At 64.8% G+C, this 26,470-nt stretch carries 24 protein-coding genes; 6 read left to right on the top strand and 18 right to left on the bottom strand.

Annotation, left to right across the window (positions count from 1 at the left end; all coding sequences use genetic code 11):
- Positions 1–83 precede the first annotated feature (83 nt).
- Positions 84–1,193: a dual-specificity RNA methyltransferase RlmN gene (gene rlmN, locus ACZ46K_RS21440; RefSeq protein ID WP_464744677.1), complete on the top strand. Its 1,110-nt coding sequence runs from the start codon at positions 84–86 to the stop codon at positions 1,191–1,193.
- A gap of 106 nt (positions 1,194–1,299) precedes the next feature.
- On the opposite strand, the gene ACZ46K_RS21435 is transcribed toward rlmN, so the two are convergent.
- The 18 genes from ACZ46K_RS21435 to ACZ46K_RS21350 form a co-directional block, all read right to left on the bottom strand.
- Positions 1,300–1,464 carry a hypothetical protein gene (locus ACZ46K_RS21435; RefSeq protein ID WP_464744675.1) on the bottom strand — a complete coding sequence of 55 codons (165 nt, stop codon included), beginning with the start codon at positions 1,462–1,464 and terminating at the stop codon, positions 1,300–1,302.
- A gap of 143 nt (positions 1,465–1,607) precedes the next feature.
- The gene (locus tag ACZ46K_RS21430; RefSeq protein WP_464744673.1) at positions 1,608–2,384 is read right to left on the bottom strand and encodes an ABC transporter ATP-binding protein; all 777 of its coding nucleotides are present in this window, start codon (positions 2,382–2,384) and stop codon (positions 1,608–1,610) included.
- A complete protein-coding gene (locus tag ACZ46K_RS21425) occupies positions 2,377–3,165 on the bottom strand; it encodes an ABC transporter ATP-binding protein (protein ID WP_464744672.1) in 789 nt (262 codons plus the stop codon). Before ACZ46K_RS21425 ends, ACZ46K_RS21430 begins: the two co-directional genes overlap by 8 nt.
- Entirely contained in the window at positions 3,158–5,170 is a 2,013-nt protein-coding gene (locus ACZ46K_RS21420; RefSeq protein ID WP_464744670.1) for an ABC transporter permease, read from the bottom strand. Before ACZ46K_RS21420 ends, ACZ46K_RS21425 begins: the two co-directional genes overlap by 8 nt.
- Positions 5,171–5,209: 39 nt before the next feature.
- A complete protein-coding gene (locus tag ACZ46K_RS21415; protein WP_464744668.1) occupies positions 5,210–6,436 on the bottom strand; it encodes an ABC transporter substrate-binding protein in 1,227 nt (408 codons plus the stop codon).
- Between the two features lie 22 nt (positions 6,437–6,458).
- Positions 6,459–7,055, bottom strand: coding sequence for a carboxymuconolactone decarboxylase family protein (locus ACZ46K_RS21410; RefSeq protein WP_054809597.1), 597 nt, complete (start codon positions 7,053–7,055; stop codon positions 6,459–6,461).
- Positions 7,056–7,151: 96 nt separating this feature from the next.
- Positions 7,152–7,985, bottom strand: a complete 834-nt coding sequence (locus ACZ46K_RS21405) for a TauD/TfdA dioxygenase family protein (protein WP_464744666.1) — start codon at positions 7,983–7,985, stop codon at positions 7,152–7,154.
- Between the two features lie 55 nt (positions 7,986–8,040).
- Positions 8,041–8,610, bottom strand: coding sequence for a nuclear transport factor 2 family protein (locus tag ACZ46K_RS21400; protein WP_054805524.1), 570 nt, complete (start codon positions 8,608–8,610; stop codon positions 8,041–8,043).
- Complete coding sequence (locus ACZ46K_RS21395; protein ID WP_464744664.1) at positions 8,607–9,542, bottom strand: SDR family NAD(P)-dependent oxidoreductase; 936 nt, start codon at positions 9,540–9,542, stop codon at positions 8,607–8,609. The genes ACZ46K_RS21400 and ACZ46K_RS21395 overlap by 4 nt, the downstream gene beginning before the upstream one ends.
- A 25-nt stretch (positions 9,543–9,567) precedes the next feature.
- Complete coding sequence (locus ACZ46K_RS21390) at positions 9,568–10,113, bottom strand: nuclear transport factor 2 family protein (protein WP_054805523.1); 546 nt, start codon at positions 10,111–10,113, stop codon at positions 9,568–9,570.
- 2 nt (positions 10,114–10,115) lie between these two features.
- A complete protein-coding gene (locus ACZ46K_RS21385; protein ID WP_054809598.1) occupies positions 10,116–11,549 on the bottom strand; it encodes an aldehyde dehydrogenase family protein in 1,434 nt (477 codons plus the stop codon).
- 36 nt (positions 11,550–11,585) lie between these two features.
- Complete coding sequence (locus ACZ46K_RS21380; protein WP_464744662.1) at positions 11,586–13,292, bottom strand: thiamine pyrophosphate-binding protein; 1,707 nt, start codon at positions 13,290–13,292, stop codon at positions 11,586–11,588.
- Positions 13,282–14,202: an SDR family NAD(P)-dependent oxidoreductase gene (locus ACZ46K_RS21375; RefSeq protein WP_054805522.1), complete on the bottom strand. Its 921-nt coding sequence runs from the start codon at positions 14,200–14,202 to the stop codon at positions 13,282–13,284. The genes ACZ46K_RS21380 and ACZ46K_RS21375 overlap by 11 nt, the downstream gene beginning before the upstream one ends.
- A complete protein-coding gene (locus ACZ46K_RS21370; protein WP_464744660.1) occupies positions 14,199–16,025 on the bottom strand; it encodes a flavin-containing monooxygenase in 1,827 nt (608 codons plus the stop codon). Before ACZ46K_RS21370 ends, ACZ46K_RS21375 begins: the two co-directional genes overlap by 4 nt.
- A gap of 32 nt (positions 16,026–16,057) precedes the next feature.
- On the bottom strand, positions 16,058–17,437 hold the full coding sequence (locus ACZ46K_RS21365) for an aromatic ring-hydroxylating oxygenase subunit alpha (RefSeq protein ID WP_054805521.1): 1,380 nt from the start codon (positions 17,435–17,437) through the stop codon (positions 16,058–16,060).
- Positions 17,438–17,465: 28 nt separating this feature from the next.
- Entirely contained in the window at positions 17,466–18,311 is an 846-nt protein-coding gene (locus ACZ46K_RS21360) for an SDR family NAD(P)-dependent oxidoreductase (protein WP_054809599.1), read from the bottom strand.
- 7 nt (positions 18,312–18,318) lie between these two features.
- Complete coding sequence (locus ACZ46K_RS21355) at positions 18,319–19,908, bottom strand: SMP-30/gluconolactonase/LRE family protein (RefSeq protein ID WP_464744658.1); 1,590 nt, start codon at positions 19,906–19,908, stop codon at positions 18,319–18,321.
- 367 nt (positions 19,909–20,275) lie between these two features.
- Positions 20,276–21,079 carry a FadR/GntR family transcriptional regulator gene (locus tag ACZ46K_RS21350; RefSeq protein WP_464744657.1) on the bottom strand — a complete coding sequence of 268 codons (804 nt, stop codon included), beginning with the start codon at positions 21,077–21,079 and terminating at the stop codon, positions 20,276–20,278.
- Positions 21,080–21,199: 120 nt separating this feature from the next.
- Between ACZ46K_RS21350 and ACZ46K_RS21345 the strand changes: the two genes are divergently transcribed.
- From ACZ46K_RS21345 to ACZ46K_RS21325, 5 genes are read left to right on the top strand one after another with little or no spacing between them, the layout of a single operon-like run.
- A complete protein-coding gene (locus tag ACZ46K_RS21345) occupies positions 21,200–22,372 on the top strand; it encodes an acyl-CoA dehydrogenase family protein (RefSeq protein ID WP_054805803.1) in 1,173 nt (390 codons plus the stop codon).
- A complete protein-coding gene (locus tag ACZ46K_RS21340; protein ID WP_464744655.1) occupies positions 22,369–23,340 on the top strand; it encodes an acyl-CoA dehydrogenase family protein in 972 nt (323 codons plus the stop codon). The genes ACZ46K_RS21345 and ACZ46K_RS21340 overlap by 4 nt, the downstream gene beginning before the upstream one ends.
- Positions 23,337–24,167 carry an enoyl-CoA hydratase/isomerase family protein gene (locus ACZ46K_RS21335; protein ID WP_464744653.1) on the top strand — a complete coding sequence of 277 codons (831 nt, stop codon included), beginning with the start codon at positions 23,337–23,339 and terminating at the stop codon, positions 24,165–24,167. Before ACZ46K_RS21340 ends, ACZ46K_RS21335 begins: the two co-directional genes overlap by 4 nt.
- Positions 24,164–25,375, top strand: a complete 1,212-nt coding sequence (locus ACZ46K_RS21330; protein ID WP_054809600.1) for an acyl-CoA dehydrogenase family protein — start codon at positions 24,164–24,166, stop codon at positions 25,373–25,375. Before ACZ46K_RS21335 ends, ACZ46K_RS21330 begins: the two co-directional genes overlap by 4 nt.
- The gene (locus tag ACZ46K_RS21325) at positions 25,372–26,454 is read left to right on the top strand and encodes an acyl-CoA dehydrogenase family protein (RefSeq protein ID WP_054809601.1); all 1,083 of its coding nucleotides are present in this window, start codon (positions 25,372–25,374) and stop codon (positions 26,452–26,454) included. The genes ACZ46K_RS21330 and ACZ46K_RS21325 overlap by 4 nt, the downstream gene beginning before the upstream one ends.
- The last annotated feature ends 16 nt before the right edge of the window (positions 26,455–26,470 follow it).

The following is a 26,470-nucleotide window of genomic DNA, read 5'->3' as shown; positions in this document are numbered from 1 at the left end:
GTGTGAATTTCCGGGCGGTTGGGGTCGAGTATCACAGTGCAGACCGGACAGCCGGCTCGCAAAGCATGGAAGAATGGATCATTATGGCTTCCTCCCTGCCCCTCGTTTTCGATGCTCCCAAGCGCGGTATGCCCCCGCGGCACCTCGCCGACCTCGATGCCGAGCAGCGACGTGAGGCCGTGAAGGAACTGGGCCTTCCGGCCTTCCGCGCCGACCAGATCGCCCGGCAGTACTACGGTCGGCTCGAAGCCGACCCGGAGAAGATGACCGACCTTCCCGCTGCCGTGCGCGACAAGATCGGTGAGGCACTGTTCCCGCCGTTGCTGACCCCGGTCAAGCACATCGCCTGCGACGGTGGCGAGACCCGCAAGACGCTGTGGCGCGCGGGCGACGGTACTCTCCTCGAGAGCGTGCTCATGCGGTACCCGGAGCGCGCGACCCTGTGCATCTCGAGTCAGGCCGGGTGTGGCATGGCCTGCCCGTTCTGCGCGACCGGGCAGGGTGGCCTCGACCGGAACCTGACCACCGCGGAGATCGTCGATCAGGTCCGGGCTGCGGCCGCAGCACTGCGAGACGGCGACGTCGCCGGTGGTCCGGGCCGCTTGTCGAACATCGTGTTCATGGGCATGGGGGAGCCACTCGCCAACTACAAGCGTGTCGTCGCAGCCGTCCGCCGGATCACCTCGCCGGCACCTGAAGGCTTCGGGCTGTCGCAGCGTTCGGTCACGGTCTCGACGGTGGGGCTCGCGCCGGCGATCCGCAAGCTTGCCGATGAGGGCCTGCACGTCACCCTGGCCGTGTCGCTGCACACTCCCGACGACAAGCTCCGCGACACCCTCGTGCCGGTCAACAACCGATGGCCCATCGCCGAGGTTCTCGACGCGGCCCGCTACTACGCCGACAAGACCGGTCGTCGGGTCTCGATCGAGTATGCGCTGATCCGCGACGTGAACGATCAGCCGTGGCGCGCCGATCTGCTGGGTAAGAAGCTGCGCAAGGCGTTGGGCGCTCTCGTACACGTGAATCTGATTCCGCTCAATCCCACCTCTGGTAGCGAATGGGACGCCAGTCCCAAACCTGTCGAGCGGGAGTTCGTCCGCCGGGTCATCGCGCAGGGTGTCTCCTGCACCGTCCGCGACACCCGCGGCCAGGAAATCGCCGCAGCCTGCGGGCAGCTTGCCGCTGAGGGCTGATCACCGGTAAGAGCTCGGGACCGATGGTCTCGGCGGGGACTCACCACGTCCGTATCGCGCCCGGCCGACTTCCGAGGATCTCAGTGTCGGCGTGCTCGCTCAACGCTCACCACGTGTCCTGAGCGCTGTCCAGAGTGTCGGCGTGGTCCTCGGGTCCCGGTATCGCTGTCGTGTCGGCCACGCTGCCCAAGCTGCACACCAGCGCGTCGTAGTGCAGGACCCGGTGGTCGTCGATCCGCACCGTCTCGGCGTCCGCATCCACCGCTGTCACTCAGCCGCGCACGAACTGTGTGCCCGTACCTTCCAGCAGTTCCGGGATGTTCGGATCGGCGAGTTGCTGCTCGGTCGCTGTCAGGTGCAGCCGCAGCCGCTCGGTCTCAAATGATCATTGAGGTCTCTGAAGAACACGGTTTCCTAGACCGCGCGCCGAGGCTCCGCCGGGTCGGTCTCGTCATCGGCGAATTCACCGGCACCGAAGTAGGCGGATTCGACCCGATCGCGTTCTCGAAGGAGCACTCCGGCCTCTCCTTCGAGAACGACCCGGCCGTGGTTGAGCACCACCGCCCGGTCGGACACTGCCAGCGCGAGACCCACATGCTGTTCGACGAGGACGACGGCAATGCTCTCGTCGCGTGCCAGGTCGCGGATGGCAGGCAACATCTGCTCGACGATCATGGGCGCCAACCCCAGACTCATCTCGTCGACCATGAGCAATCGCGGTTCGGCCAGCAGCGCCATCGCGATCGCAAGCATCTGCTGCTCACCGCCGGAGAGCAGCCCGACCGTCCGCGACTGCAGCTTCGCCAAGGCCGGGAACCTGTCGAACACCAGGTGCTCGCGGTTCTTGTCGGGGCGTCGGCGGGCCAGTCGGAGATGCTCACGCACCGTCATGGACGGGAAGAGCCCTCGGTCGTCGGGGACGAAGCGCATGCCTCTGCGCACCATTCGGTAGGGCCGCCTGCTGTCGACCCGTTCGCCCAGGACTGTCACCCGTCCACTCATCATGGGGAGCACACCGGCGAGCGACAACAGGGTGGTGGTCTTTCCGGCCCCGTTGGGCCCCAGGATCGAGAGGACTTCACCGGCCGAGACCGAGAGGTTCACGCCGGCGACCGCGACGACGCCGTTGTAGCCGGCGGTCAGGGACTCTGCCGTGAGCACAGGGTCTTCGGCGGGGGCAGGTTCAGCCATGAGTGCTCTCCATCGGTGCACCCAGATATGCAGCGATCACGGCGGGATCCTTTCTGGCCTGGTCCGGAGTTCCCGAGAAGATGACCTTGCCGAACTCGAGGACGTAGAGGCGATCGCACACGCCCAGTACGAGCGACATGTCGTGGTCGATCAGCAGTGCACCGGGCCCGTCCCGCACGACCGCCCGGATGCGCTCGGCGAACTCGACACTCTCCTGACTGTCGAGGCCCGCAGCGGGCTCGTCCAACAGAAGGACACGACAATGACCCACGAGTGCACGCGCGACACCGACGAGCTTCTGCTGACCGAGAGTGAGATCCCGTGCGAGAGTGTCCCCGACATCGCCGAGCCCGACCGCTCGCAACGTTGCATCCACGACCTCGTTGCTGCCACTCCGCCGACGCCCGATCAGGTCGCGCCACAGCGTCGCGAGACCGCCCGGCCGCATTGCCGCGATCACATTCTGGTTCACGCTCAGGTTCGGGAAGAGCTCGCCCGACTGCCACGTGCGTGAAAGACCGGTGCGGCGACGCCGATGTGGCGGGAGGCCGTTCATCGGGGTGCTGTCGACCGTGATCGTTCCCTCGTAATCGATGAATCCGGTGACGGCGTCGACGAACGTCGTCTTACCGGCACCGTTCGGTCCGATCAGGCCGATGATCTCGCCGGGATACACCTCCAGCGACACATTCTCGTTCGCCACGACACCGCCGTAGCGCACGGTGATGTCCTGGGCCGACAAGCCGCCCCGTACCTCATCCGGCGATCCGGGATCAGGCATCTGCCACCGCCACCTTCCCGTGGTCGACCTCGTCGCCGGTGTCGGATACCGGAGAATCTGTCGCGGCTGCTGGGCCCCGCAGCCTTGCACGTAGCAGTGCGCTGAGTCTGCCTGCCTCACCGTCGATTCCGATCGGATTCATGATTGCAGTGATGATCAGCGCGATCCCGGAGATCAGAGCGTAGTAGTCGCCCAGGTCGAAGATGTTGTGCACCAGCACATAAACGATTCCCAGTGGACCGATGATGCCGGCGATCGCCGCACCACTGAACGAGGTGATGCCGCCGAGATACGCGACTGCCAGCACCTGCAGCCCGACGAACACGGTGAACGACTCGGCCGAGAGTTGACCGGCGCTGTATCCGATGAGACAGCCCGCGACACCGGCGATGAACGCGGACAGCCCGAACCCGATGAGCTTGGTCAACCGGACGTCGATGCCCGCGGCCGCGGCGGCCCGCTCGTTCGCCCGCACTGCGAGGAAGGCGCGCCCGGTGTCGCCCGAGGCGATCCGCATGAACGCCCACACCACGATCGCTGCCACGACCAGGACCGTGAACGAGAACGACAGACGTGCGATGTCGCTGCCCTCACGCACACCGAGGTTCACACCGAACAGCGTGGGATTCCCGATGGGATTCCCCGACGGTGGCGTGAGACTGTAATTGTTGAAGATGAACCGCTCGATGGCCAGTGCCGCGGCGATGGTGACGATGGCCAGCTGAGCACCACGAATCCGGAAGGCGGGCAACGCCACCAGCATGCCGAGGAGGGCGGCCACGAGCGAGCAGAAGACGAGCGCGATCGGGAACGGCATGCTCCAGTTCGTCGTCACCTTCGAGAGCGTAAATCCCGCTGCACCGGCGAACGCCGCCTGGGCCAGCGAGATCTGGCCGAGGTATCCGGTGATGACCACGTACGACAGTGCCAGCAGCATCAGGATGATCGAGTACGTCAGACCGAATCGATAGGTGCCGGACGACACCGCGAGGAGCACACAGGTCGCCACGATCAGGAGGACAGCGGGGACCGGGCGGAAGCGAGGAACCACTACGTCCGGCAGCTTGATCGCCTGCAGTGACCCGCGCGACGGCAACCGGCTACCGAAGACGACCAGTACGACGATGACCACGAGGAACGGCACGACCTGATCGACGCCGGACTGCGCCCACGTGGGCCACCAACTCTCGCCGGCGAGCAGGTTGAGCACCGACTGGAATGCCCCGAGCACCAGCGACGCGATCACGATCGTCGCGACCGACTCCATCCGCGCGACCAGGAGCACCGCGAGCGCCGGAACGACGAGCAGGGAATAGTTCAGCGGGTTGAGGCCCGTCAGGGATGCCCCGAGCAGGACACCGACCGTACTGACCACCGACGCCATGACCATCGCGATCGCTGCGAGCCGATCCGGTGAGAACCCCAGAAGTGTTGCACCCCGCTCGTTCTCCGCTGCAGCACGCGTTGCTGCGCCGGCTCCGGTGAAGCGGAAATACGCCCACACCAGCACTGAGAACACCAGCATGATCGCGACCATCACGACCTCCGCCGACGACATGGAGGTGCCGAACAGCGAGATCGATCCGGAGGGGATCATCGATTCGATCGGGATGTTGTTCGGCCCGAACCTGATGACCACCAATGCTTGGACGGTGAGCATCAGCGCGACGGAGACCACCACCTGCGCCAAGGCCGGTGCACGTCGCACCGGCCTGAACACCAGGTAGTGGGTCACGACCCCGAGCAGTACCGCCATCAGCAGGCCGATTGCCAAGGCAGCCGGTACCGATGGTGCCTTGTCGAACTCGATACTGCCGATCGGCAGGACCAGGGTGCCGTCGATGAGCAGCTGCGCGTAGACGTACGCGCCCCACATGGCTACTGCACCTTGCGCGAAGTTGATGATCCCCGTCGAGCGGTATACGAGGAGCAGTCCGTTGGCGAGGCCGATGTATACCGCGGCGAGACCGAATCCCAGGACGATGAACTGCAGATATGTACTCATGCGCTGCTCCGCTGGGCGTGTGTCGTCAACGAACTTCCGTCAGGAGGTGGGCATCAGTGAAGGATCGAGATCGATATATCCGGCTTCCTCCACCGACCGGAGCGTCCCGTCCTCCTGCACTTCGAAGAAGATCGCCTGCGCATTGCACGTGGTAGCCACACCGGGCCACTGCTGCCCATCGCACGTCACGGTCGGGCCGGCGAAGGTAGAGAAGTCTTTCAGGCCCTTGAACGTGTCGGTGACGGTGGCCGAGGTGATCTCCTCCGACCCGGACAGGATCTCCGCGATGTTGACCAGAGCCGCGAAGGTGTAGATCGACCGTGACGAGAGTTCGTCACCGTAGCCGACCGCATCCATGGAGTCCGCGAAGACATCCAACTGTTCCTGGACCTCGGCGGGCGCGGAGTCCTTGGCGAGCGGCACCCACAGCCGAGGCTGGGTGACGATACCTGCGGCGTCGGTGCCCATGTCGTCAATGAACTGCGAGCACGATCCGGCCAGAATCGTGTCGTCGTAACCCTGCCGGCGCAAGGCCTGGAAGAGACCGGTGCAGCCGTCCTCGGGGAGGGCGATCACCCCGGCCATATCCGGGTCGTCGGAAAGTTGTGTCGCTGCCACCACATTCAAATTGGCACCCGATGCGGGGGGATACTGAACGCTGACGTCGATCCCCATCCGGTCTGCGATCGGCATGATCAGATCGTCGACGTACGCGTGGGAGGTGGGCGACTCGTTGACGGCGAGCGAGGCCTTCGACTTCCCCATGGTGTCGAGGACCGACATGCTCGAGAGTGCGGCGAACGAGACCGGGCCGGTGAAGTAGAACGCCTGCCCGTATTCGGCGGAATCTGCGACGAACGAGCCCGCGAGGGTACCGACGATAGGAATACCCGCCGACGCCAGGATCGGCACCGCGGCACCCATGCTCTGGTCGACCGCGTCGACGACGAGCGGCAGGTCCTTCGACACGAAACCGTTGGCGCAGCTGATCGCGGTCTCCGGGCTGCCGTCGCCACCACACACATCGAGTTCGAGGGGACGTCCGTCGATACCACCGAGCACTTCGTTGACGTAGTGCACGCCGGCTTCGAGCCCGTACGCGGTCTGAGGGTAGGCGGACGCGCCCTTGATCGGGGCCAGCGCACCGATGACGATCGGATCACCGGTCGGAGTGACTCCGGCACTGTCGGTCCCGCCGTCCGAGCTGCATGACGAAAGGGCAAGTGCAGCAACTGCAGCGATGACGCCGATGTGATGCTTCTTCACCTGTGGATCCCACTTTCTCGACTCAGTCGCGGGAGGAGACCGGATGGTCGGGTAGATGCGGAACGAGACCGGGTTCGGGTACGACTCCGAACGAGCGCAGCGCGGTCGCGAGCATCGAATAACAGCCCACTGTGAACACGACATCCATCAACTGCTGACGATCGAATTCCCCCGCGAGCACCACCCACGTATCGTCGCCGATCACGCCGTCGCTGATCAGCTCGTCGGCGGAGGTCAGCAGTGCCCGCTCGATCGGTGGCCAGCCCTCCGTGTGGGGTCCTTCTTCGATGCGGGCGATTTCGTCGGCGGTGATGCCCGCTCGCTCGGCGAGGATGACGTGCTGGGCCCATTCGTACTCTGCGCGACGGAGGTGGGCGATGCGAAGAACGAGAAGTTCCCGGTGCCGGACCGACAGGGTGGAGTGTGCCAGCAGGTGCCGGTTGAAACTCAGGAACGCCATCGCCAGCGAGGGATGCTGCGCGAGGGTTCCGAGCAGGTTCGTCCCCGGTTGTCTGTCGTCTTCGTCCGTGGTGCTCGCTACAGCCGATCGGAAACCGTTGATGTAGGTTGCGATCTCTTCGGTCCAGTCGTCCTCGGGAAGAGGGGGTATCCGGGACATTGTGCGGGGGGTGTCCTTTCGATTCGCGCGGATGGCGGCGGGCAGATCAGGTGTTGCGTCCGCCGTTGACGCCGATCATGATCGCGGTGCGATCGTTCATTTGATCGGTTCCCGTCCGGCGACGGTCGAGCGATTCATGACGCGCGGCTTGTTGTGGTCGAACGCGCAGGCCCGGTGCAGCAGGCCGTGGTTGTCCCAGATCACCAGATCGCCGACAGACCAGGTGTGCTGGTACACCCGATCCGGTGTGGTCGCCCGCTTCTCGAGATCCTCCAACAGGGCCCGGCCCTCATCGAAGTCCATTCCGACGATGTGGGACGCGAACGCCCCGATCACCAGCGAGCGGCGTCCCGAATCATGTTCCCAGACCAGGGGATGCTCCCGAGGCGTCCGAGATGCCCACTCGTCCAGCTGTGCCTGTGTCGGGTTCGGGTAGGACCGACGCTGGATCGCCTCGAACGTGTAGATCGCGTGGAGATCGGCGAAGCGTTCCTTCTCCTCGTCGGACAGATCGTCGTATGCCGAGTAGGTACTGGCGAACTCGGTCTCGCCGCCCTCGCCGGGAATGATCCGGGCGCTGAGCATCGATGCCTTCGATGCGACGTCGTCGGTCAGGCCGTCGATGTGCCAGAAGATGTTGGCCGCCAGATACTCAGCGTTTCCGTTGTCACGATCGAAACTTATCTCCATGATCTCCTCCGCGGCGGGAGGAACATTGGGAAACTTCCGCAACGTGCCCAACTTGCGGCCGAACGCCACTTGGGCGTCATCGTCGGCGTGCAGTTCGCGGAACAGAAGAACGCCGTATTCTTCCAGCGCCTCCATGCATCGGCCGGGAAGGTCGTCGTCATGGAGCAGCCGGTCTACGTCGACGTCGAGAATCTCGGCCCCGACCTTGTCGCTGAGCTTTCTGATGTTGAGGGTGTCCATCGGTCGTTCCTCGCTGTTGTTCAACCTGTAGAGACTGTTGTGCGGTAGGGCGCGGTCAGCTCGGAATGCTCGGCTGCCGGACGTTGGCCAGCGGACGAGTGTAGGAGGGGTCGCTCGTATCCCGGGCCGGAGTGCCGTTGGCGTAGACATCGGGGACGTCCGCGAAAGGAATGTCCATCGACGGAACCATTCCCGACCACTCGATCACGTTGGTGCGTAGTGCGATCCGCCACTCGCCGTCGCGACGTTCCAGCCTGTCGATGTAGCGTCCTCCGGCAATCCAGTTGCTGTCGTCGATGTTTCGGCCTGCGAACAGGTAGTACGTCTCGGTGTGGGCCGTGTCGCCGTCGAGATCGCAGGTGTGGTTCAGCAGATTGTGGTGAGTGGCGTTCTGTCCCTGCGCGTGCATCGCGGTGGACCAGTCGTAGAGATCCACCGGTCCGCCGACGAAACTGCCCGCGGCGATCGTCGCATCGGTGTGGAAGGCAGAGAGGAACAGATCTCGGTCGAAACGGTCCATTGCCCGGCTGAAGCGGGTCAGCGTATCGAGGATCTCCTGGCGATCCAGTAGTGCTTCGAGCTTGGCGATCCTGTCGGACGAGAGGGATGTCACCGGCGTGCTCATGATGTGCTCCGTTGCAGTGAGGAGGAAGAGGAGGGGGCCGGGTCGACACCGAGCCCGGGACGATCTGCTCCCGCGATCGGGGACCAGATGGGTTCGCCGCGGGTTGCTCGGAGTGAGGGGATCTCGCGGCCGTCGATATCTGTGATGCCGTACTCCTGCGCCAGTTCGGCGGTGATGAAGGTGCCGCCCGATCGGCTCATGACGGCGGGATCCTCTGCGAGAGCGGCGATGACGCGACCGGCGAACTCCGGTGAACAGCCGTTCTCCGGACGAGTGGCAGAACCCTCCGCCAGCCCGGGGATGGCGGCCAGGTTCCGTTCCGCACGCTCCGTGAAGGTGAGGCCTTGCCAGATCGATACGGACGCCACGTCGTACGGCTGTAATTCCACGGCCATGTCGCGCGCCATCCGATCCACAGCCGACTTGGCCATCCCGAAGAGGACACCGTAGGTGTAGGCGACGCCGGTGTAGCCGGAGACGGCCACGATGAGTCCCGACTTCTGGGGCGCCATGATGGAGGCAGCGTGCCGGGCGGCCACGAAATTCGAGCGTACGCCCACGTCCACCATCTCCCAGTTCGACAGAGGCTTCTCCCAGAACGGCTCGGGATCCGTCAGATCGTCGGGAAGGGAGAACGCATTGTTGACCAGGATGTCGAGGCGGCCCTGGTCGCGTTCGACGCGGGCGAAGAGCTCGGCAACCTGTTCGTCATCAGCGTGATCGACCTGGACTGCCACACCTGTGCCTCCGCGGCGATCACACTCCGCCGCGGTCTCACCGAGGGTGCCCGGAAGTGGGTGCGAGTCGGGTGTCACCGTGCGCCCGGTGACATACACGGTGGCGCCTTGCTCCGCGAGCGCAAGGGCAATGCCCTTGCCGATCCCGCGGCTGGCACCGGTGACGACGGCGACCTTGCTCGACAGCGCACCCATTCCGGACTCCTGACTGTGTTGTGAGTTATTTCTGTATCGCGAAGGGTCCGGTGCCGAAGAAGGTCTCGCTGTGATCACCGGTGGCCTTGCCTGTGAAGTGGTTGCCGCTGAACGGTGTGCCCATGAGGCCCTGCGACCAATCGACCGACGCACCGTCATCGCGAGACCAGTCGTAGAGCATGGTGCGCTCCGTGATTCGCCACTGTCCGTCGCGCTCCTCGAAACGGTCGAGGTAGCGCCCGCCGAGCACCGTGTCGCGCTCTTCGGTTCCCATATCGACACGGTGGTACGCAGCGACATGGGTTTCGGCCAGGGCAGTGTTGCCGTCCAGTTCGATGTGTGTCTGCCCCAGCAGATGCTGCGTGACCAGAACGGCGGGGGCGCCCGGAACGACCCATGCGAGGTAGTCGTCGAACGAGCCGGCGAAGATTCCGAAATCCACGGTGGCGTCTGGCCAGAACGAAGAACTGACCGCTTTGCCGTCGCGGCGGTCCTCACCACGCGCGAGTCGGACTATGCATGCGCGGACCTCATGATGAGCGAGGAGAACTTTCATATCGGCGTCACCCATTGTCAGCTGCCGCCTTCGGGTGTGTAGCCGAGGATGCCCTTTATCTCGAGGTAGTCGTGGAATCCGAATTCGCCCCACTCACGCCCGTTTCCGCTCTTCTTGTAGCCGCCGAAAGGCGCCCCGAAATCGAATGCGTCGTTGATTGCCACGTTCCCTGCGCGAATCCGTCGTGCGACGCTTCTCGCCTGATCGAGATCTGAGCCTGCCACGAAGCCTGCAAGGCCGTAGTCGGTGTCGTTCGCGATCTCGATAGCGTGATCGATGCTGTCGTAGCCGAGAATGGTGAGAACCGGGCCGAAGATCTCCTCGCGGGCGATCGTCATGTCGTTCTTGACATCGGCGAAGACGGTGGGCTGCACGAAATAGCCGGTCGTCAGCCCATCGGGCCGCCCGACACCACCGGCCACGAGTGTGGCTCCCTCGTCGATGCCCTTCTGAATCAGGCCTTGTACCTTCTCGAACTGCGCCTTCGAGACGACAGGACCGATCGCGGCATCGCCGGTCGGGTCGCCCACGGTCACCTGCGATGCCGCCTCGCGTGCTGCGGCGACGGCTTCCTCCATGCGCTCTCCGGGGACCAGCATTCGCGATGGTGCGCTGCAGGTCTGGCCCGAATTCATCATCATCGTGGCCACACCCTTGCCGACATTTGCAGCCAAGTCGGCGTCGTCGAGAATGACGTTCGGGCCCTTGCCACCGAGCTCCTGCGTGACTCGCTTGACGCCGGCTGCGGCATTGGCCGCGACGTCGATGCCTGCGCGCGTCGACCCGGTGAACGAGACCATGTCGATATCGGGGTGCCCGGAGAGTGCGCGCCCGACGCCGGGGCCGTCGCCCTGGACGAGGTTGAACACACCGGCGGGAACGCCGGCCTCGTCGAGAATCTCGGCGAAGATCTGACCGTTGAACGGCGACTGTTCCGAGGGCTTGAGGATCATCGTGCAGCCGGTCGCGAGGGCCGGGAACACCTTCACCGCGATGAGACTGATCGGCCAATTCCACGGTGTGATCAGGCCGCAGACACCGATGGGCTCCTTGACGACGAGGCTGCCGCCGCGTTGCTCCTCGAAGACGAAGTTCCGGAGAACCTCGATCGCGGTGGTGAGATGCCCGAGACCGAGGTTCACCTGGAAGCCGCTCGCCAATACGACGGGTGCACCCATTTCCTCGGTCAGAGCTGCAGCGATGTCTCCCATCCGTCGCTGGTACACATCGAGGATCTTCTCGAGCAGTGCGAGTCGCTCCTCGCGGCTGGTCGCCGACCACGCGGGGAAGGCGCGCCGTGCGGCAGCGACGGCTTTGTCGACGTCTGCCGATGACCCGAGCGACACCGTGCCTGCGACCTCTTCGGTCGCAGGGTTGACGACCTCGAAGGTGTTCGACTGGGCAGGATCGATCCACTGTCCGTCGATGTAGAACTTCAGATATTCACGCATGGCGACCCGGTTCTCTCGTCTGGTTCCTGTCGGATGTCACTGCTGGCCTTCGGCGTACCAGGTGCGGAATTCGTCGTAGCTCGGCATTTCTTCCGAGTTGGCCTTGGGATCCACGGCGACGTGGATGACGCCCGGCTTACCGCTGGCGTAGGCCCGCTTGATGGCGGGTGCGATGTCTTCGTCGCGCTCGACGTACTCGCCGTAGCATCCGAAGCCTTCCGCGACCTTGTCGAGGCGGGTTTCCTTGCTCCAATGGACACCCGTCTCGAGCGAGTCGTGACCGAAGGTGCGCTTGTAGACGCCTACTTCGAGTCCCCAGGCGTAGTCGACACCGACGACACAGACTAGGGGTAGACCCACTCGTGCGGCCGTCTCCAGTTCGGCGATGTGGAACTGGAACGACGAGTCGCCGGTGATCAGCATCATCGGGCGCTTACCGCCGGCCGCGACACCGGCGCCGACAGCGTAGGGGAGACCCGTGCCGAGATGCCCGAAGTTCTGGTTCCAGATCACGTCGTGCGGCTTCGCCTGCGAGTACGTCCAGCCGAAGATCGTGGTGGCGCCACCGTCGCGGACCATGATGCCGTCGGCAGGGAACGCCTTGGTCGCCTCGACGATCAGACGGGCCGGATGAACGGGGGACATCCCGGACGGTGCGGTCTCCGCGAGCTCTGCGAGCTGTTCGGCCTCCTGCTTGATCCAGCCCTCGAGTTCGGGGGTCGGAGTACGCGGAGAATCCTTCAGCGCATCGACGAGTTGCGGAACGATCGCCCGCAGGTCGCCCACCAGCGGCACGTCGATCGGGCGGTTCACACCGATGGCAGTGGGGTCCTGCTCGACGAGGATCCAGTTGCGGTTCGCCTCGTTCGCGACCCAGTGCCTGCCGCGCCCGAAGTGGACGGGTTCACCGAGTTCGGTGCCGATCGCGAGACACAGATCGGATTTCACGACGGCATCGATCGATGCGGCCGAGAAGCCATAGGGGAACGTGCGGTCTTCGAGACCTTCGATGAAAGAGGTGCCACCAGAGGTCTGGATGACCGGGCATTGCATGAGGTCGGCGAGAGCTTTCACCGAGGCTCCGGCGCGGGAGGTGTGCACACCGTGGCCTACGAGGAGGACGGGCTGCTGTGCGGCGCCGATCAATTCGGCAGCCTTGGCAATGAGGTCGGCTCCGGCCGTCTGCCCCACAAGGCGGTACTTCTCGGGTGGGAGCACCGGAGGAGCATCGATCTCTTCGAGGATGACGTTCTGCGGGTACTCGATGTAGACCGGCCCGGGCGTGCCAGAGAGTGCCTTGCGCAGGCCTTCACGGACGATCTCGTCGGTCTGCTCGGGGTACTCGATACTCGCGTGGTACTTCACGGAATTCTCGACCAGCGCCATCTGCTGCACGAACTGGATGCGGCCACGCCGAACGCGCTGCTCGGTGATGCGGGCGCGCTGGCCACCGAGGAAGATCACCGGCGAGTTCTCGACTTTGGCGCACATGATGGCGCCGGACAGGTTCGCGAGACCGGGGCCGAGCGTACCGATACACACTGCGGCCTTGCCGGTCATGCGTGAGACGGCTTCCGCCATGAACCCGGCGGACTCCTCGTGGTGGGGGGCGACGACATTCCAGCCGCGCTCTTCCGCGAGGCGGAACAGATGAACGAAGTTCGGATCCGGAATGCCGAAGAGCGTATTGATGCCTTCGGCCTCGAAGAGATCCAACATGCGTTCGTAAACCTTAACCGACATGCGTACTGCCCTCCATGGCTATCGCAAAGCTTTTCGTGATGTGGTCGACGTGACCCGAGACGGCGGGCAGGATCCACGGATCGCTGGTGTCACGGATTGCGTCGATGTTCTCGGCGACGTCGTCGATCGACCAGGACGGCCGGTACACACCGGGGGTCTCGGCGATGAACACTTTCGCCATTCGTCCGGCGATGCCGGCGTACATTTCGCCGGTGGCCGAGCAGGATTCGTGGGCGAGCCACCCGACGAGCGGCGCAGTGAGTTCCGGACCCATCGGTGGGTAAGCGGACGTGTCGAGTCCCTCGGCCAGTCTGGTCAGCGCAGCGGGAATGATCACGTTGGATCGGACCCCGTGATCCGCCCCTTCGATCGCCGCGACGTTGGACAGTCCGATCATCCCGGCCTTCGACGCCGCGTAATTGGCGACGTTCGCGTTGCCGTAGATGCCCCCGATCGAGGAGGTCAGGACGATCCGTCCGTATTCTGCTTCACACATCAGCGGAAATGCCGGGCGGACAACGTGGAATGCCCCTCGCAAGTGGACATCGAGTACCGCGTCGAAATCGTCGTACGACATCTCCGACAACGACGCGTAGCGATTGTTGCCCGCGTTGTGGATGAGGATGTCGATGCGGCCGTAGTTGTCGAGTGCGGCCTGGATGATCTTCCGACCGCCCTCGGCGGTCGCAACGGACTCGACACACGCAACCGCCTCACCGCCGGCGACCCGGATCTCCTGGACCACCTCGTGCGCCGGTCCTGCGTCGATGTTCTCTCCGCTGATCGCGGCGCCGGGGTCGTTGACCACGACCTTCGCTCCGAGCGAGGCGAGCAACAGTGCGTAGTCGCGTCCCAGCCCCCGTCCGGCACCGGTGATGACGGCGACGCGATCGTCGAATCGATATGTCACTTCTCGAGCACCAGACCTTCCAGATCGCCAGTGCTGCGCCAGTTTTCGAGAAGTTCGGTGAGTTCGTAGAATCCTCCCCAGAACGGATCACCGAGGAACGACCGCCCGTTCGGCTCGCCTTCACTGTTGTAGTAGCCGGGCGTGCACTCGGTTGTGAAAGTGCTGTTGTCGACCGAGTACTGGCGAACTGTCTGGACCCAGCCCTCCTCGGCTTCCGACGTCGGTTCGACAAGTGTGGCACCGCGGGTCTGCGCCTCTTTGATGATGTACGCGATGTGGTCGGCCTGCTGCTCGAACATCAGCGTGGTGGCCGCCGTGACACCGCCCTGGACGAACCCGGTCGCGAAGTGATTCGGGAAGCCGTGCGCCATGATTCCGTGCAGGGTGCGGAATCCCTTGCCCCAGTGATCGTAGAGCGAGGTGCCCTCGCGGCCGGTGAACGGCGCGATATCGAACTGACGCTCGAGAGCAGTGGTGATCTCGAATCCGCTGGCGAAGACGATGCAGTCGAATTCGTGCTCGACACCGTCCGCGATGATGCCCTTCTCCGTGATGCGTTCGACGCCCTTCGTCTCGGACACGTCGATGAGGGTGACGTTGTCCCGGTTGAAGGTGGGCAGAAATTCGTCGTTGAAGACCGGGCGTTTGCACATGTTGCGGTAGTACGGCTTCAACTTCTCCGCGGTCTCCGGGTCCTCGACGATCGACTCGACCCGCTGGCGGAGTCGTTCCATCGCCTTGTAGTCCTCGATCTCCTTGAGTTCGAGGAACTTCGCGGGATCGGCGAGGGCGGCCCAGCCGTTGGTCTCGTTGAGCTTCGCCGCCAAGTTGCGCGCAACCTCGGTCCAACCGTCGCAGATGAGATCGGGCTCGCCCGGGTTGTAGAACGCGAACGCGGCGTTGTGGAAGTTGCGCTGCCGCTCTGCCCGCCATCCGGGCTTCAGGCTCTTCACCCATTCCGGGTCGGTCGGATAATTGGCGCGTTCGAAGACGTACGACGGTGTCCGCTGGAATACGGTCAGGTGCTTCGCTCCGCGTGCGAGGTGCGGGATCGCCTGGATTCCACTCGAACCCGTGCCGATGACGGCAATCCGCTTGTCGCCGATCTTGTCGAGTCCACCGTGCAGGTCACCACCGGTGTAGTCGAAGTCCCAGCGGGCAGTGTGGAAGGTATGGCCCTTGAAATCCTTGATGCCGGGGATGCCGGGGAGCTTCGGCCGGTTGTAGGGGCCTTGGCACATCACGACGAAGCGGGCGAGGATCTCGTCGCCGCGGTTGGTGCTGATACGCCAGCGTTTGATCTCTTCGTCCCACTCCAGAGACTGGATCAGCGTGTGGAAGAGAGCCTTGTCGTACAGCCCGAAGTGCTGTCCGATGCGCTGGGCATGCTCGAAGCATTCGTCGCCCTTGGAGAACTTCTCCTTGGGCATGTAGCCGGTTTCCTCGAGCAACGGAAGGTAGCAGTACGCATCCGAGTCGATCTGGATACCCGGGTAGCGGTTCCAGTACCAGACGCCACCGAAGTCGCCGCCGAGTTCGATGATCCGATAGTCCTCCACCCCTTGTTGCTGGAGCCGGTGCGCGGTGATCAGGCCGCTGAACCCGCCGCCGAGGACCACTACCTCGATCTCGCCGACGATCGGTTCACGTGGCTCCACCGGCAAGTGCGGATCTCCCGTGTAGAACTCTTCGAATTCGTCGTCGGCCTCGAGGTATTGCTGCTGGCCGTCGGTACGAAGACGCTTGTCGCGTTCGAGGAGATACTTCCGGTGCAGGGCTTCCTGATCGACCTCGGGTGTCTGCGATGGGGCGCAGGGTTGCATGTGAATGTCCTCGGTTAGTGGGGTTTCGGGAGTCAGGCGAGATCGCGAGGAGCGCCGGTCCCCATATAGGTGGCCAGGTTGTGGTGCAGATTGACGACGCTGCGCTCGCGGTACGGGTTGGGGACCGGACCCGAGAAGCCCCGGGTCTTCATGCCCTTCTGCACAGCGGCCATGTTGTGGAAGTCCTGTGGCAGCACCGTGCGCCAGCCCGGATCTTCCGGCGGCGCGAACTCCCACTCGGTCTTCGGCTCCTCGCCGGCGGGGAAGAGTTCGTACACGGCTGCTTCGAAGATGCACTTGTCGGGATCATCACCGTACGGTCGCGCGCTGTAGCAGAGCATGTTGTTCAGGGCGTGACCGATCTGGAAGTTGGGGAAGATCTGCCACGCGGTACCGCTCTTGGCGACGATCTCGGGTGGGACCGTCGGCCAGATGACGCCGCGCTCGGCGTCGTCACGGCGAGCGGAATCGAGCCAGTGCCGTAGGACCTGGTCGGGCGGGGTGCCTTCGGGAAGTTCGTCGACGAGCCGCTGCGCGGCGTCGACGAGAGTCCGCGTGGTGTTGGTGTTCGCGTTCTCCCAGGTGAAATTCTGCATCTCGATCGTCGCTTTGCGGGCGTCCGGCCCGCTGCCGATCCGCAACTTCGCCTGGTTCTCCTCCATGCCCTTGGGTGCGTCATAACCGATGTTGCTGTGCTTGCCCTGGGCCCTGGACCAACCGAGAAACTTGCCGAAGTTCATGAACTCCGGGTGGGTGTACGGAACGTGGTAGGTCTCCATGAACGCCTCGAGGGCGACCTTCCAATTGCAGTCGAACACGAGCCACTTGCGCCAGCGGTAGCGCATGTTCTCCAGCTGGAAGTGATCGAGGAGCGACGCAGCGGGCTCGAGATAGTCCCGCAGGGGCTCGCAGTGCGGATCCATGTTGATCCAGATCCATCCACCCCAGGTGTCGACCTGGACGTCTTTGAGTCGTGTCTTGTCGGCGGTCAGCTGGTTCTTCCAATCGACCTCTTCCGCGGCGAACGTGTTGTTGCCTTCGAGGTCGTAGCGCCATCCGTGGAAGCCGCACACGAACTGCTTGGCGCAGCCGCGCGCCTGACGTTGTCCCTCGGGGGTGTCGACGAGGCGGCGGCCCCGGTGCGAGCAGACATTGTGGTAGGCGCGGATCGTGTCGGGTGACGTGCGCGTGATGATCAGCGAATCATCCATGATGTCGTACGTGAGGTAGTCGCCGACCTTGGGGATCTCCTCGACACGGCCGACCTGCTGCCACACTTTGGACCACAGCTTGTCGCCTTCGGCGCGGGCATAGTCCCGCGAGAGGTACGCCTCGACGCCGATCGTCAGAGGTTCGGAGAGTGGTTCGGTTGGTGCGGAAGCGTCCTGGATATTGTCGACGGTGTCGGTCATGACTTTCTCCCTGTTGAAAGCTGCTGCATTACTGGGTGATAGAAGCGCGGAACGATTCGTCCTTGAGGAAGAGCGAGGTGTGGTCGGCGTCCATATGCGTCCATTTGAGGTTCAGGCCGCCATCCACCAGAATCGTCTGACCCGTGACGTAGCTCGACAGATCGGACAGAAGGAAGAGAATTGCCCCGGCCTGTTCCTCGGGGCGTCCGCGCCTGCCCATGGCGATGGCGCGGCGGTCACGTTCGGGATCTTCGGCGACGTAGGTACCCGAGGACGGTGTTGCGGTCACCCCCGGCGCGACCGCATTCACCCGGATGTCGTCGACGGCCAGTTCGACCGCCATCGTGCGTGTTGCTGCTACCAACCCGGCCTTCGCGGTGCCGTATGCAATGTGGAACGGCGCGGTGTTCATGCCGCTGATCGACGAGATCGAGACGATGGATCCGGGAAGCGACTGTGCCTTCAACTCCGCCGCGACCGCTTGGCTCATGAAGAACATCGTTTCGAGGTTCTGCGTGAACAGCGCGCGCCAGTCCTCCCGCGTCACGCGGGTGGCAGGCATCCATGTGGCGGGTGCGGCGCCGCCGGCGACGTTCACGAGTCCGTACAGCGTGCCGTCCGTCCGCCGGACCGTGTCGAGGACAGAGGCGATGCCCTCGTCCGTCGAGGCATCCGCTGCGACCGGAACCACGGAAAGGCCTGCGGCACTCAGTGGTTCGATGTGGTTGGTGAGGTTCTCCTCGGAGCGGCTCACCGCGACGACGGTGGCGCCGGCCTCCGCGACCATCCTGGTCACCGACGTTCCGATACCGCCACCTGCTGCGCCTGAGACGACGACGATGCGCCCGGACAGATCGACCAGATCGTTGCTCATCGGATGCTCACTTCCCTTCGCGGATGGCGAGGACGCTGCCTTCGGCGTCTGCGGAGATGTAGAGGGTGCCGTCGGGACCGGCGGCGATGCCCGCGAACGGGCCCTGTGGGCCGGCGAACGGAATGATGCCCTTCAGCGGCTTCGGGGCCACGCCCTCGGGTGCGCCCACCGGCAGGTGGCGTGCGATGACCTGCTGCGCCTTGGTCTCGAGATCGACGCTGATCAACGTCTTGGCGTCGACGTCGACGATATAGAGCATTCCGTCGCGTACCAGGATTCCCTGGGGCCGCTCGAGACCGTCGACGAGGGTGTCGACGCCGGCACTCGTCACCGAGATGATCCGTCCCGCTCCGGCTTCGGAGGCGAGGAGAGTGCCGTCCGAGGTGAATGCGAGCCCCGTCGGGTCCTGCAGGCCGGATGCCAGCACCTCGGACTGTCCGGACCGGACCGAGTGGATCTTGCCGGTGCCGATGTCGGCGACTGCGATGGTTCCGGTGGCGGACACTGCGACGCCGTAGGCCTGTTCGAGTCCGCCGAACAGCAGTTCGCTCTCGCCGGTCGCGGGACGGTAGATCGAGACCTGCGTGTCGCCGGCGACGATGAACTCGCCGTCCCCGACAGACGTCACACCGCGGATGTACCCGGGCCACCCGGGGTGGAAGAGCATTCCCACTGTGCGCAGTTCGCCATTGGGCTCGAGCGCGAGCAGGAATGTTCCGTCGGCTACGTAGAGTGTGCCGTCCGCTCCCACCGTCAGGTCCAACGGCCAGGTGAGGCCGTCTGCGAGAGCGGTTCTGGTCTCGCCGCCGCCGAGAACCTCGGTGATCTGGCCGGTGAAGCTCGAGACGAACAGGCGGTCGCCGATGAAGGTGAGGTTGTCGAGACCCGACCCGATATCGGCAAGTACGGTGCTGTCGCCGGTGCGCGGGTCGATCCGAAGGACCTGTCCCGAGGCGACTTGCGGGGAGATGATGTAACCCTCGGAGTCGAACTTCAACGCGACCGGCACACCGAGATCGCCTGCGACGCGCTCGGGTTCGCCACCGTCGGGATCGATACGCCAGATGTCGTTGGTGCCGAGGGCCGGGTAGTACAGCTTGCCGTCCGGTCCGACCTCGAGGGCGTTGGGTAGCTGGAGGCCCTCGACGAGCACCTTCGGTGCGCCACCGTTGAGATCGATCTCCATGAGGCGTCCGTCGGGGCGGCACTCGTCGACGAAGAGGCGTCCCTGGTGGAAGGTGATGCCGTTGACGCCGGGGAGATCGTCGCGCAGCAAGCGCGTGCTTCCGTCGTCGGAGCGGATGCTGATCCGTCCGTCGTAGTACTCGGTGATGTACAGCTCCCCGTCGGGATGGAAGGCCAGGTCGTCGGGAGCGACGATGGCGCTGCCCTTCGGGCTGATGGTCTCGACTACGCCGTTGTCGGGATCGAATGCGCTGATCTGGCTACCGGCCACCTGCGCGACGTAGATGCGTCCGTCCGCGCCGGCCCGGATGCCGTTTGCGCCGTACAGGCGGCTCGGGGGAGTGAGCCGTGTGAGACTCCACCCTTCGGCGAGGTGTGTCGTTGGACCTGTGTAGCGCGACCCTTGCGTCAAGGTAGGTCTCCTCCTGTATGAGAACGCCGATCCGCACTCAGCGAGAACGATGTTCCGCAGTGTTCGAGAGGGAGTGGCGCCGGTGTGTGGGTCTATGTCCGGTTCTCATGGAAATTTAGTGATGCAAGCCACTCCCGGGTGGTGCCTGGCAGTTAATCACGAACCCGCCAGCGCTACAAGTATTGTTATCCTTGCAAGGATTGGGCTAGGCTGAGCGGATGTGAAGAGAATCACGTTCTCGTAAGAGTCTGCGCCCGCGGAATGAGGTGGGCAAGGGTGCCGGCGCACAGCGGAACGGCCGGGCTCGGTCATGAAGACCGAGCCCGGCCGTCCGGTGAGTCGTGGTGGGGGCGGGGGCGCCCCGGAATCAGCTGCGTGGGCGTTGGCGCGCGGGGAACGTATTGCGTGTCATCGCCGCTGATGCGTTGACGATGGTGTCGCCGAAGCGGTCGAGGACGAGCGCCTGGGTTGCCGCGAGGTGGGATCGGGCGAGTCGTTCGGCTTCGGCAACGCGCCCGTCGGCGATCTCCTTGACGATGCGGCGGTGTGCGTGGACGGCGTCTTCGGCCTTGCCTTCGGACGGGTACTCGCCTCGGCGGGTGAGGGCCTCGGCCCAGGCTTCTTCTTGTGCAGACCACAGGGCGACGTAACTGCGCACTGCGTAGCGGATCGTGGCGTTCGGCGTGAACGAGACGATCAGATCGTGGAACTCGCGGGCGGCCTGGGTGAATGCGACTCCGTCGCCGACGAGTTCGGCGGAGGCGTCGATGGATGCGTTGAGTGCCGGGACGACGATCTCGGCGCGGTCCGGGCGTTTCGCGCACTCGGTGACGCACATCGGCTCGAGTAGTTGCAGGCCGGCTGCGAGATCTTCGAGTGTCACCCGGCCGGCTTGGAGTGAGAGTCCGAGGTGGTACGCGGCGGAGAATTCGTCGGGGCGATGCACGTCTGCGCCGCCGATATTGCCCCGGCGTACAGTGACAAGTCCTTCGGTTTCCAGAATGCGGAGGGCTTCTCGCACCGAGGGGTAGCTGACGCCGAAGTCCTTGACCAATTGATCCTGTGTCGGCAGGCGGTAATCGTCATCCGAAAGAATGTGGTCGCGCAATTCGTCGGCGACGGTTTCGGCGATACGGCGCTGTGGCACTCGGCCACGCCGCGGGGTCGTCAAGAAACTCGCCTTTCACGCATGGGTGCAGTCTAACGACAGGGGGTCTTTTCTTCCAAGTATTGAGAGGTTTCAAATTGGCAAGCATTGCTATCCTTGTGAGGATTGACGTAATGTCCGGGCATGGACTTCACGATGGGTGGTGCCGCCCCTGAACTCCGGGGCGAGCTGCGCCGGCTGGTGCATGAGCACGTCCCCCCGCATTTCCTCGGAGCGTTCACCGACGACCCGAGTGATCTCGAAGCGGCGCAAGCGTTCTGCCGCCTGCTTGCGGACAACGGGCTGCTGTGTATGACGTGGCCCGAGGAATTCGGCGGCCGTGGTGCATCGATCTGGGAACAGACCGTGGTGCGAGAGGAAATGTGGGCGCACCACGAGCCCCGCGGCGCGCAGTACATGGGCGTCAATTGGGTGGGCCCCACGATCATGCGTCACGGAACCGCGGAACAGCAGGACACACACCTTCCGCCCATTGCGCGTGGCGAAGTGATCTGGTGTCAAGGATTCAGCGAACCCGAAGCCGGTTCCGACCTCGCGTCGCTGCGTACCGCAGCGCGCCGGGACGGCGACGGCTGGCTCATCTCCGGGCAGAAGATCTGGACGTCCTACGCCACGATGGCACAGTGGTGCTTCCTGCTGGCCCGCACCTCCAACGACGGTCGGAAGCAGCAGGGACTCACTGTTTTTCTCGTCCCGATGTCCGATCCGGCCATCGAGGTCCGCCCGATCCGGGCGATGCTGGGTCCGCATCACCTCAACGAAGTCTTCTTCAACGATCTTCGCGTCACCGATGCCGATGTGCTCGGCACGGTCGACGAAGGGTGGAAGGTCGTGCAGGAGGTACTCGCTTACGAACGCGTCGGTATTGCCCGTTACGCCCGCTGTGAGCGTCTTTTGCAGGCTGCACCGTCGGTTCTCGGTGCGCGATGGGACGATCTGCCGGGCGAGCTGAAGGCGCGCTGGACCCGGATGCTCACGCACTGCCGTCGCGCAAGGCTGCTGGCGTACCGGGTGGTGTCGATGCAGAGCGGAGGCGCTGTCCAGCCAGGTGACGCCGCGGCCTATCGGATCGCGGTGACCACCCTCGATCAGGACAGCGCCGAGGTCCTCACCGAGATAGCCGCGTATGCGACGCCACCGAGTGCCGATACCGACGAGTTCGACGACGACACCGCCAAGTGGTTCCGCCGCGCGGTCGAAGACCACTGGCGCTATTCGCAGGCCGCGACCGTGGCCTCCGGCAGCATCGAAATGCAGCGGATCCTCCTGGCCCGAGCCCTCCTGGCGGCATCATGAACACTGAACTGAGCAAGGAAGCGACCGAGTACGGACGCGAAGCCCTCCGTGCGTTGGAAGCTGCAGGAGGCGATGATCTCGCTCCCCTGATCGAAAGCGACCCTGATCACCGCCGAACCATCGTCGAGCCGACACTCGGTGAGCTCGGTGCCTGGGAACTCGATCCCCGCGGGGATGCCGACGAACTCGAAGCCGCCGCAGCGCTGTGCCGCAGCGTGGGGTTCTGGGCAGTGCCCTACCCGGTGGCCGAAAGACTCGCACGACCCACCGACCTCGACGTCGACGGCTTGGTCGTCGTGGACGATGCCGACCCGAAGGCGCCCATCGCATGCCTCGATCTCCGGTGGGCCGCGGTCAGCGTCGACGGTCGGCGCAGTGCCGTGGACGCCCGGCCGCCGAGCACTCCGCCGCGGATGTCGGCATTCACCTCCCAGCTCGCCCTCCAGCCGATCGACGACGACGGCGCGAAGGATCTTGCCCTCGCGTTGACACTCCCGTGCTGGACTCTCCTCGGAATGCTCGACCGGGCAATGGATCTGACCCGCTCGCACGTGCTCCTGCGCGAACAATTCGGGGCGCCCCTCGCGAAACTGCAGGGCGTCCAGTTCCAGCTCACGGAGGCGGAGGTGGAACGGACCGGACTCGACGTGCTCGCCAAATACACGCTGTGGAGCATCCAGGCGGGCAACGACGAGGCTGTCGACGATGCACTCGCGCTCCGATTGGCCGCCGTCGAGGCGGCACAGATCGTGTTCCGGGTTGCACACCAACTGCACGGAGCCAGCGGATTCTGCGACGAGACCACGGTGTCCTGGATCTCCCGGTACAGCATTCCGCTGCGACGAATCCCGTGGGGCCCGTCCGGGACCGTGGACGCTCTGACCAAGCGGATCGATCGGCGCGGGCTCACCGGCCTGTTCTCCGAAGCTCCCGAGAAGGCGATAGCTACCGAGAAGGCGATGCTGTGAGGTACGAACTCCCGGACGCACTCACCGTCGAGTGCGAAGGCCCCGTCCGCATCGTGACGATCAACCGGCCCGAAGAACTCAACGCCGTCGACCAGGACCTGCACTGGGCGATCGCGCACGTGTGGCGTCAGCTCGCCGCCGACACCGACGCTGCCGTGGTGATCCTCACCGGAGCCGGCCGCGCCTTCAGCGCGGGTGGCGACCTGGACTGGATCACCTCGTTCCTCGACGATCCGGTCGCGCGCGACGAGAGCGTCCGGGAAGGCGCCGAGATCATCGACGAGATGCTCCGCTTCCCTCTGCCTGTGATCGCGGCAGTCAATGGGCCTGCCGTGGGTCTCGGCTGTAGTGTCGCGGTGCTCTGCGATGTGGTCCTCATGTCGGACAAGGCGTACCTGGCCGACCCACACGTCGCAGTAGGGCTCGTCGCGGGCGACGGGGGCGCGGCCTTCTGGCCGCTGCTCACCCCTATCCTGCGCTCGCGGGAATACCTCTACACCGGCGACAGGATCCCGGCGACGACGGCTGTCGAACTCGGCCTGGCTTCGCGCGTCACCGCGCCCGACGACCTGTTGTCCGAGGCGCGACGCCTCGCCGAACGCCTCGCGGCGCAACCCGCACAGGCGTTGCGCAGTACCAAACGTGTGGTCAACATGTATCTGTCCCAAGCGCTCGGCGGTCCGATGCAGGCCGGTTTCGCGGCGGAGATCGCGACCATGCAGTCCGCCGAGCATCGCGACAGATTGCTCGCTCTCCGGGAGAATGCAGTCAACCGGGAGAATGCGGTGAGGACGACTACGCCGAGGGAGAAGGAAGAAGCGCGATGAGTGCCGGGGCGACAAGCATCGGAGCGTCCACACTCGAGGATTTCCGGACCTCGGTCCGCGGTTGGTGCCGCGACCATATCCCCGCAGACTGGCGCCGGGCCCAAACCGATGTCGCCGACGTCGAATTCGTCCGCTTCCAGAAGTCCTGGTTCCAGGAACTACGCGGAGCCGGCTTCGCCGTGCCGCACTGGCCGGAGGACTGGGGCGGTGGCATGTCGGTCGCCGAACAGGTCGTGCTGTACCAGGAACTGGCCGCCCACGACGCGCCCCGACTGGTTCTGCCCTTCGTCTCGATCCACCATGCCGCGTCGACGCTTCTCGCCGCCGGCACCGACGAACAACGGCACCGCCATCTCCCCGCGATCCTCGACGGCGAGATCTGGTGCCAGGGCTTCTCCGAGCCCGGCGCGGGATCCGACATGGCGGCACTCGCGACGAGCGCCCGCAAGGATGGCGACGTCTACATCGTCAACGGTCAGAAACTGTGGGCCAGCGGCGCGTTGTACGCCGACCGGTGTCTGCTGTTGGCCCGCACCGATCCCGATGCCCCGAAGCGCAAGGGCATCTCGTACTTCCTGATGGACATGCGTACCCCCGGAATCGAAGTGCGTCCGATCAAGCAAGCGACCGGCGAATCGCACTTCTGCGAGATATTCCTCAACGATGTCGCCATCCCGGCGACGAACCTCGTCGGACCCGAGAACGAAGGATGGCGGGTCGCGCAGGAAACACTCGGCGCTGAGCGCGGCATGACCATGCTCGAACTCACCGAGCGACTGAGTCACGGCGGGTTCCGTTGGCTCGTCGACCTGTGCACCCGTCCGGGCCCGGACGGGAGGACCCCACTCGACGACACTCGTGTCGCAGACAGGCTTGCCACACTCGAGATCGAGCTCACGGGGCTGCGCGCACTGGTGACGGATTTCGTCGCCGCCGACCGGCCGGGGCCGGCCGACGCGTCGATCGTCAAGCTCTACTACAGCGAGCTGCTCCAGCGCATGACCGATTTCGGCACAGAGATCGCGGGTCTCGCCGCGCACACGGAGCTGCGGAAACCGCAGTCCAGCGGGTGGGAATCAGGGGCATGGATGCTCGATTTCATCGGCTCGTGGGAGTGGACGATCCCGGGCGGAACCAGCGAAATCCAACGCACCATCATCGGGGAACGTGGCCTAGGTCTGCCCCGCGAGCCGACAGGACATCGATGACCGACTCACTCCCAGACCTGTCCGAGTTCCACGACGAACTACGGTCCGTCGCGCGAGGCCTGTTGGCACGATCAGGCCACGACGAGCCGGTCGACTGGGAGTCGATCAGCACGACCGGATGGCTCGGCCTCGAAGTTCCGGGCGAATTCGACGGTACCGACGCCACTTTCGCCGAGGTCGCCGTAATCCTCCGGGAAATCGGCCGCGCGTCCGCACGCGGGCCCTATCCGGCGGTCGCATCACTCGCCGTGGCAGCCCTCGCGCTCCTCGAATCCGGCCCCGAGCGTCTACTCCGCGACACAGCCTCGGGACGCACCGTACCGGTGTTCGTCCTCGGCGGGGAATCAGCAGGCCGGGCCCAGTTCCGGGTGGAGGTCGAGCCGCAGGGAACGATCCTGCAGGGCGCCGCGACGTTCGTGCTCGACGCTACCGGCGCAGACCGGCTTCTCGTACCGGCGCAAGAATCCGACGGCACGATCGTCGTCGTCGACCTCGACCCGGGGGCACCCGGTGTCGCGGTGACGGAGCAGCCGGTCGTGGACGCGACACGCAGTTTCGGCACGGTGCTCGTCGAGGGGGTGACGATCCCGCCGGAATCGGTGTGGCGATTCCACGGTGATCCGCAGGAGGCACTGCAACGGCTGCACGACCGTGCTGCTGTGGCCGTGGCCTGCGACAGTCTCGGCGCGAGCGAAGCGATGCTCGACGCCACGGTCGCCTACGCAGGGATGCGAGAACAGTTCGGACGCAAGATCGGATCGTTCCAGGCGGTCAAGCACGCGTGCGCCGACATGCTCGTTCAGGTGGCGGTGGCCCGAACACTGGTCGACGCGGCAGTGCGCAGCCTGGTGTCCGGAGGCCCGGAGGCGACGACTGCGGCCTCGATGGCCAAGGCCTACAGCTGCGCGGCGGCCGTCGAGATCGCAGGCAAGGCCATGCAGTTGCACGGGGGCATGGGCTACACGTGGGAGAGCGGCATCCACGTGTATCTCAAGCGCGCGACGCTCAACCGCTCGTTGTACGGCTCACCTGCTCTGCACCGGGCGTACCTCGCACAGCGGTACCGGTCCGCCTCCTGAATCCGAACGCGAGAAG

Source organism: Rhodococcus sp. JCM 9793, from assembly GCF_055380405.1.
The sequence above is the reverse complement of the archived record's forward strand: the minus strand, read 5'-3'. Positions and strand labels throughout refer to the sequence as shown.